This is a genomic window from Candidatus Andeanibacterium sp. (assembly GCF_057143545.1).
The window spans coordinates 1-7106 of sequence record NZ_DBNHSF010000084.1; the positions used below are offsets into that span (position 1 = coordinate 1).

At 65.5% G+C, this 7106-nt stretch carries 6 protein-coding genes, 1 tRNA gene and 1 pseudogene; 4 read left to right on the forward strand and 4 right to left on the reverse strand.

Translation table 11 applies throughout. The annotated features are described in order from the left end of the window. A pseudogene (locus AC16XC_RS05295) lies at positions 1 to 214 on the forward strand (hypothetical protein); the annotation flags it as partial. Between the two features lie 6 nt (positions 215 to 220). Here AC16XC_RS05295 and thyA read toward each other — a convergent pair. After that, positions 221 to 1198: a thymidylate synthase gene (thyA, locus tag AC16XC_RS05300; protein WP_484033604.1), complete on the reverse strand. Its 978-nt coding sequence runs from the start codon at positions 1196 to 1198 to the stop codon at positions 221 to 223. Positions 1199 to 1272: 74 nt separating this feature from the next. After that, positions 1273 to 1349: transfer RNA gene (locus AC16XC_RS05305), tRNA-Pro, on the reverse strand. 223 nt (positions 1350 to 1572) lie between these two features. Here AC16XC_RS05305 and purF point away from each other — a divergent pair. From purF to AC16XC_RS05320, 3 genes are all read left to right on the forward strand, one after another. Then, the gene (gene purF / locus AC16XC_RS05310) at positions 1573 to 3060 is read left to right on the forward strand and encodes an amidophosphoribosyltransferase (protein WP_484033605.1); all 1488 of its coding nucleotides are present in this window, start codon (positions 1573 to 1575) and stop codon (positions 3058 to 3060) included. Continuing rightward, positions 3060 to 3791, forward strand: coding sequence for an SDR family NAD(P)-dependent oxidoreductase (locus AC16XC_RS05315; protein ID WP_484033606.1), 732 nt, complete (start codon positions 3060 to 3062; stop codon positions 3789 to 3791). Before purF ends, AC16XC_RS05315 begins: the two co-directional genes overlap by 1 nt. A 102-nt stretch (positions 3792 to 3893) precedes the next feature. Continuing rightward, entirely contained in the window at positions 3894 to 4241 is a 348-nt protein-coding gene (locus AC16XC_RS05320) for a PilZ domain-containing protein (protein ID WP_484033609.1), read from the forward strand. A gap of 13 nt (positions 4242 to 4254) precedes the next feature. On the opposite strand, the gene AC16XC_RS05325 is transcribed toward AC16XC_RS05320, so the two are convergent. Both AC16XC_RS05325 and AC16XC_RS05330 read right to left on the reverse strand, forming a co-directional pair. Next, entirely contained in the window at positions 4255 to 5511 is a 1257-nt protein-coding gene (locus tag AC16XC_RS05325; protein ID WP_484033607.1) for a class I SAM-dependent methyltransferase, read from the reverse strand. Between the two features lie 55 nt (positions 5512 to 5566). Continuing rightward, positions 5567 to 6964 (reverse strand): cryptochrome/photolyase family protein, encoded by a 1398-nt coding sequence (locus AC16XC_RS05330; protein ID WP_484033608.1) that lies wholly within the window; start codon positions 6962 to 6964, stop codon positions 5567 to 5569. Positions 6965 to 7106 lie beyond the last annotated feature (142 nt).

The following is a 7106-nucleotide window of genomic DNA, read 5'->3' on the forward strand; positions in this document are numbered from 1 at the left end:
AACCCTCAGCTTCCGCCAGTCGGGCCGCGAAGGAGAGCAGGTTTCGGTCGATGGCGGACGCAGCTGGGGCGAACTGGGCGATCTCAGGATTCGCGAAGGCGGCGAAACCCGCCTCGCCTCGGCTACCGACGTGACCCATGTCCGCTGGCGGATTTCCGGGCGCGAAGCAGCGCAGGGCACCGGCCGGATCGCTTACAGCGCGTTCGTACGCTGAACCGTGTCAGACCGCGATCGGCGCCTTGATCGCACCCTGCGGCGCGTAGTTGCGAACTTCGAAATCCTCGATCCGGTAGTCGAAGATCGAATCCGGCTTGCGCAGGATCTCGAGCCACGGGCGGCCCGAAGGCTTTCGCGACAGCTGCTCTTCGACCAGCTCGCCATGATTTAAGTAGAGATGGGTGTCGCCGCCCATCCAGATGAACTCGCCCGGTTCGAGACCGACCTGCTGCGCGATCATCCGCTGGAGCAAGGCCCCCGACCACAGGTTGAACGGCAGGCCGAGCGCGACATCGCAGCTCCTCTGGTAGAGCGCGCAATTGAGCCGGTCGCGCCCATCTACTTTGGCGACGTGGAACTGGTAGGTCTTGTGGCATGGCGGGAGCGCCATCCGCTCGAGCTCGGCGACGTTCCAGCCCTCGACGATATGCCGGCGGCTGCCGGGGTTGGTCCTGAGGCTCTCGACCACCTGCGCGACCTGGTTGATCCCCGGCCCCTTGCGATACGAACCGTCGGGCTGTTCCTCATAGGTCGGCCAGTCGACCCATTGCTTGCCATAGACCGGCCCGAGATCGCCCCAGCGTGCCGCGAACGCCTCGTCCTCCGCGATCCGGGCGACGAACTCCTCAAGCGCGATCGCCTCGCCGGTCGCGCGGACATAGCGGGCATGCGGCCATTCGTTCCAGATTTTGACCCCTTGCAGCACCAGCGGGCGGATATTGGTCTCGCCGGTGAGAAACCACAGCATCTCGCGGGTCGCGGTCTTCCAGTAGACGCGCTTGGTGGTGATCAGCGGCATCGCCCCGCCCGCCAGGTCGAACCGCAATTGCGCGCCGAAGATCGAGCGCGTGCCGACGCCGGTGCGGTCGATCCTTTGGTCGCCTTCTTCCCAGATGCGGCGCAAAAGGCCGAGATATTGCCATTCGGGGTGGCGATCGGGCGAAATTTCGCCGGGGAAATCGAAGGCGGAGCGGCTGGCCATTGGCTCCCCTATTGCACGAGCGCGCGATTCGGGAACAGCGCTCGCCGGAATGCCTGTGGAGGGCAGTGGATGAATGGTCGGGGAGAGAGGATTCGAACCTCCGGCCCCTGCCTCCCGAAGACAGTGCTCTACCAGGCTGAGCTACTCCCCGACCGGCGCGCCCGCATTGCTGCGGGGCGAGGCAGAGGCGGCCCAATAGCGACGCGGCGACAGCGAGGCAAGCGGAACAGCGGAACTAACCGAAAATTCAGTGTCTCCCAGGCGACAATCGGCATGACATTGCGGTTTCCCGCGCAACCGCCCCTTGTAATCCAGCCGTAACATCGCCATTGGGAAGCCGCTCCACGCAAGGACACTGGCGGCCACCGGGATATATGACTGAAGGCGATTCCCTCGGCGACGAAACCCCATGGGATATTGGGGGCGACAAGCTGCGCGAGGAATGCGGCGTGTTCGCGATCATCGGCCATCCCGAAGCCTCGACCATCTGCGCGCTCGGCCTCCATGCGCTCCAGCATCGCGGGCAGGAAGCGGCCGGCATCTCGTCCTTCGACGGCAAGGAGTTCGTCACGCTGCGCGGGCTCGGCCATGTGGCCGAGAATTTCTCTTCCGAAGACGCGATCGCCGAATTGCCCGGTTCGATGGCGGTCGGCCATGTGCGCTATTCGACCACCGGCGGCGCGGGCCTGCGCAACGTCCAGCCGCTCTATGCCGAGCTCGCCTCGGGCGGATTCGCGATCTCGCATAACGGCAATATCTCGAATGCCATGCATCTGCGCCGCGAGCTGGTCGGCAAGGGGGCGATCTTCCAGTCGACCTCGGATACCGAAGTCATCATCCACCTGGTCGCGACCAGCCGCTTCCCGAAGCTGTTCGACCGGATCATCGACGCGCTGCGCCTGGTCGAAGGGGCCTATTCGCTGGTCTGCATGACCAAGGAAGGCATGATCGCCTGCCGCGATCCGCTCGGCATCAGGCCGCTGGTGATGGGCAGACTGGGCGATTCCATAGTGTTCGCGAGCGAGACTGTCGCGCTCGACGTGGTCGGCGCGGAATTCACGCGCCAGATCGACCCGGGCGAATTCGTCAGCGTGGGGATCGACGGGACGATCGAGAGCCATCGGCCGTTCGGTGCGATCCCCGCGCGCCCCTGCATCTTCGAGCATGTCTATTTCAGCCGCCCGGATTCGATTTTCAACCAGCGCTCGGTCTATGAATCGCGCAAGCAGATCGGGGTCGAACTGGCCAGGGAAGCGCCGAGCCAGGCCGATCTGGTGGTCCCCGTGCCCGACAGCGGCGTCCCGGCGGCGATCGGCTATTCGCAGCAATCGGGCATCCCGTTCGAGCTCGGGATCATCCGTTCGCATTATGTCGGGCGGACCTTCATCCAGCCGGGCGATGGCCAGCGCCACAACAGCGTCAAACTGAAACACAACGCCAATCGCGCGCTGGTGGAAGGCAAGCGCGTGGTGCTGATCGACGATTCGATCGTGCGCGGCACCACCAGCCTCAAGATCGTGCGGATGATGCGCGACGCCGGCGCGTCCGAGGTCCATTTCCGCGTTGCCAGCCCGCCGACCGGCCATGGCTGCTATTATGGCGTCGATACGCCGGAACGTTCGAAGCTGCTCGCCGGGCGGATGGATCTCGAGGCGATGCGCGATTTCATCCAGGCCGACAGCCTGGCCTTCGTCTCGATCGACGGGCTCTACCGCGCGGTCGGGCTCGATGGCCGGAACGACGATTGCCCGCAATATTGCGACGCCTGCTTCAGCGGCGACTATCCGACCAGCCTGACCGACCTGGCCCAGCGCAAGTCGGATTCCGCGCAGCTTTCCTTCCCCGTCCACAAGGTCGCCTGATGGCCAAATCCGCGAATAAGCGGCCGCTTGCGGGGCAGGTCGCGCTTGTGACCGGCGCGAGCAGGGGAATCGGGGCGGCGACGGCGAAGGCGCTGGCCGCGGCCGGGGCGCATGTCGTGATCACCGCGCGGACTGCCAGGGCGCTTGAAGAGGTCGAGGACGCGATCCACGATGCCGGTGGTAGCGCCACGATCGCCCCCGCGGACCTTGGCGAGCCCGATGCCATAGCACGCCTCGCCGTGGCCATGGGCGACCGCTGGGACAAGCTCGATATCCTCATATTGTCAGCAGCTTCCCTGCCGATGTTGGGACCGGTTACGCAGATCGATCCGAAGCAGTTCAACCAGGCGATCACCACCAATCTGCTGGCGACCCAGGCGCTGCTGGCGGCGTTCGATCCGCTGCTCAAGCGCAGCGAAAACGCGCGGATCATCGGCCTGACCAGCAGCGTCGCCCGGGAGCCGCGGCCCTATTGGGGCGCCTATGCCGCCACCAAGGCGGCGTTCGAGAACCTGCTCGAATGCCACGCGCAGGAGGTCGAGCGGATCTCCGAAATCCGCGTCGCGATCGTCGATCCGGGCGCCACCAGGACCGAAATGCGCGCCCGCGCCTATCCGGGCGAAGATCCCGCCACGGTTAAAGCGCCGGAGGTCGTCGCGCAGCGGCTGGTTTCCTTGCTCCAGGAGGATTTCGAGACCGGCCATCGCGAGCGGATCGAAGCAAGCCGTTAACCACGAAATCGAAGCGTCCTTTAAGCAGCTTCCATCATCCTGCAGCAACGAGCCGGGGAAGCTCCCGGTTAACATCGTGCGTAAGTGAGGATCGAAGCGATGATGATCAAACAGGCTCCCAGCCGCTACCACATAGCAGCCCAGGAAGATCGCAGCGCACCGCGCCACAAGATCACCATTCCAGCCCAGCTCCGCCAATCGGGCGGCCGTGGATTCCAGACGGTCGTGCAGGACCTGTCGCTGTCCGGCTTTTCGGCCACCGCCGTGAACCGCATGCATCCCGGCGCAGTCTGCTGGCTGACCCTGCCGGGCCTTGAATCGCTCCAGGCCGAAGTCGTGTGGTGGGAGAATGCCCTGTGCGGCTGCGCCTTCACGCAGCTGATGAGCCCGATCGTGCACGACAATCTGCTCGCCCGCTTCCGCGGCGACGGCGTCTATCGCACCTGCTGAGTGAGTGGCGGCGTTAGGCCGCCGCCTTCACCAGTGTCGCCTGCCCGACCGTGATCCCGCCGCTGCGGAATCCGCCCTCGCAATACATCAGGTAGAAACGCCACAGGCGCACGAAGCGCTCGTCGAAACCCTCTGGCAGGCGTCCTTCCGCCACCGCGTTATCGAAATTGGCCCGCCACGCCTTGAGCGTTTCGGCGTAATCCCGGGAGAAATTCTCCTGGTCTTCCCACGACAGACCGTGTTTTGCCGCCAACCGGCGGAACTCGCTTTCCTTGATCAGCATCCCGCCCGGGAAAATATAGGCCTGGATGAAATCGGCGTTGCGGGCATAGGCATCGAACACATCGTCCCGCATCGCGATCCACTGGATCGCCGCCCTGCCCCCGGGCTTGAGGCAACGTGCGATGCAAGCGATGAAGCTCGGCCAATATTCGCGGCCCACCGCCTCGACCATTTCCACGCTGACCACGGCGTCGAAGCGTTCGCCGGCCTCCTTCCCGACATCGCGATAATCCTGGTGCCGGAAGTCGATCGCATCGGACTGGTTGAAGCGCGCCCAGTTCAGCTGCTGGTCCGACAGGCTGATTGCGGTCACCCGGCTGCCGCGGCAGGCGAAGAAATTGGCCAGGCTGCCCCAGCCGCAGCCGATCTCGAGCAGGGTCCCGGGATTGCCCAGACGCTCCGCCAGCCGCTGCCACTTGTTGCGCTGGGCCTGCTCCAGCCCGCCTTCGCCAAAGCGGTAGCCGCTCGAATAGCTCATCGTCGGATCGAGCCAGGTCGAATAGAAATCGTTGCCGAGGTCGTAATGCGCATGGACGTTGCGTTCGGCCTGCTTGCGCGTGTTGCGGCTGAACCAGCGCAGGACCCGCCCCGCCAATCGCCAGGGCCCCTTGGCGCGGCCGGTATCGCCCAGTTCGGCGGCATTGGCCATCATCAGGGCGAAGAACGGGACGGCATCGGGGCTCGACCATTCGTGGGCTTCATAGGCCTGGTACCAGCCGACCGAACCGGCGGTGGCGGCCCTGACCAGCGCCCGCCAGTCATGGATCGTCACTTCGGCCTCGAACCCCGGTGCCCGGTCGCCCAGGCGGCGGCTCGAACCGTCGGGCAGATGGACCGTCAGCCGGCCCCGCGCCAGCCCGCGATCGACCCGGTCGAGCAGCTTGTGGAAACCTCCGCCGAACAGGCGAGCAAGGAAAGTCGGACCCGTGTGGATCCGGTGGCTGCCCTCCAGCAGCTGGTCCCCCCTGCTGAGCCTCTCCGCCTGCATGGACGCGAATATGCCTCTCCCCCGCATTGGGGGCAAGCAGCAGCCCGAAGTATCGCTAATCTTTCAACATTTTCCATGCCAACAGCGCCCGCTCGCGTCCCTCGCGGTGCCCGATTATCTTGCTCGGATAGTCCTCCGGTAGGCGGCCATGCGCCTCGGGATCGTGGACATAGAGATCGTCCAGTTCGGCCAGTTCGGGCACCCATTGGCGGATATAGCCCGCCGCGTCGAATTTCTCCGACTGGCTGAGCGGCGCCATGATCCGCACGAACATGTTGGCGTCGATCCCGCTGCCCGCGACCCATTGCCAATTGGTGCCGTTCGAGGCGTAATCGGCATCGACCAACGTGTCCCAGAACCAGCGTTCGCCATGGCGCCAGTCGATCAAGAGGTGCTTGACGAGGAAACTCGCGGCGATCATCCGCACGCGATTGTGCATCCAGCCACTCGCCCATAGCTGGCGCATCCCGGCATCGACGATCGGATAGCCGGTGCGGCCCTGTTGCCACGCCGCGAGATCGTCGGCGGCGGCCCCGTCCGTTTCCGGATCGCGCCAGGCGAGGCGGGCGAATTCCTCCTTGTAGGGGCGCTCGGGATAATCGGGGAACTGCGCCAGCACATTGGCCGCATAATCGCGCCAGACGAGCTCGCGGCGAAAGCTGGTTGCCCCTTCGCTGCGATTTCCTTTCAGGGCATGCCAGATATGTGCGGGTGAGATCTCGCCGAAATGGAGATGGGGGGAGAGCCGCGAGGACCCTTCCAGCGAGGGCAGGTTGCGTTCCGCCTCGTAGCGGTCGGCATGGGCGAGGAACCGCTCCAGCTGCTCGTAAGCCGCCATTTCGCCGCACTCCCAGGCCTCGCGCAGGCCGCCGGCCCAATCGGGCCCGGCCGGGAGCAGGTTCCAATCGTCCAGGGCGTCGGACTGCGGCCATGTCTCCGGCGAAGACAGGCTCGGGGCCGGCAGGGGATCGCGCGGCGGCATCTGCTCCAACAGCGCGCGATAGAACGGCGTGAAGATCTTGTAGGGCGAGCCCGATCCGGTGGTCATCGCGCCAGGCGGGAGCAGGTAATTGCCGTCATGCCGGACCAGTTCGACGCTGGCCGGCAGCGCCCCGGCCAGCTGGCGCTCGGCATTGCGCCACCACGGTTCGTAATGGCGAAGGCAATGAATTGCCGAAGCGCCGGTCTCCGCGGCCAGCTGCGCCAGCACCTCGGCCGCCTTGCCGCGCCGCAGGACCAGCCGCGAATGGTGCTTGTGCAATTGGGTCGTCATCGCGGCAAGCGAGCAATGCAGCCACCAGCGGCTCGCCCCGCCCGGCGCACGGTGCTTAGAGGTCTCGTCGTCGAGCACATAGACCGGGATCACCGGCCCTTCGCTCGCCGCTGCATCCAGCGCGGGCTGGTCCGCGAGCCGCAGGTCGCGCCGGAGCCAGACAATTGAGGGAGGGGTCATCGTATTCCCTTATACAACCTCTCCCCGTGCGGGGAGAGGATAGCGCAGCTTGCTCGCGAAGCGGGCTAGCGAAGCTTGGAGAGGGGCGCAAAGCCAGTGCACACTGAACACCGCCGTGCCCCCCCCCCCCCCCCCACCCCCC

Bases quoted from the DNA above. Each gene is read 5' to 3' on its own strand.
- thyA (WP_484033604.1), bottom strand. From the start codon at position 1,198: ATGGCCAGCCGCTCCGCCTTCGATTTCCCCGGCGAAATTTCGCCCGAT.
- purF (WP_484033605.1), top strand. From the start codon at position 1,573: ATGACTGAAGGCGATTCCCTCGGCGACGAAACCCCATGGGATATTGGG.
- AC16XC_RS05315 (WP_484033606.1), top strand. From the start codon at position 3,060: ATGGCCAAATCCGCGAATAAGCGGCCGCTTGCGGGGCAGGTCGCGCTT.
- AC16XC_RS05320 (WP_484033609.1), top strand. From the start codon at position 3,894: ATGATCAAACAGGCTCCCAGCCGCTACCACATAGCAGCCCAGGAAGAT.
- AC16XC_RS05325 (WP_484033607.1), bottom strand. From the start codon at position 5,511: ATGCAGGCGGAGAGGCTCAGCAGGGGGGACCAGCTGCTGGAGGGCAGC.
- AC16XC_RS05330 (WP_484033608.1), bottom strand. From the start codon at position 6,964: ATGACCCCTCCCTCAATTGTCTGGCTCCGGCGCGACCTGCGGCTCGCG.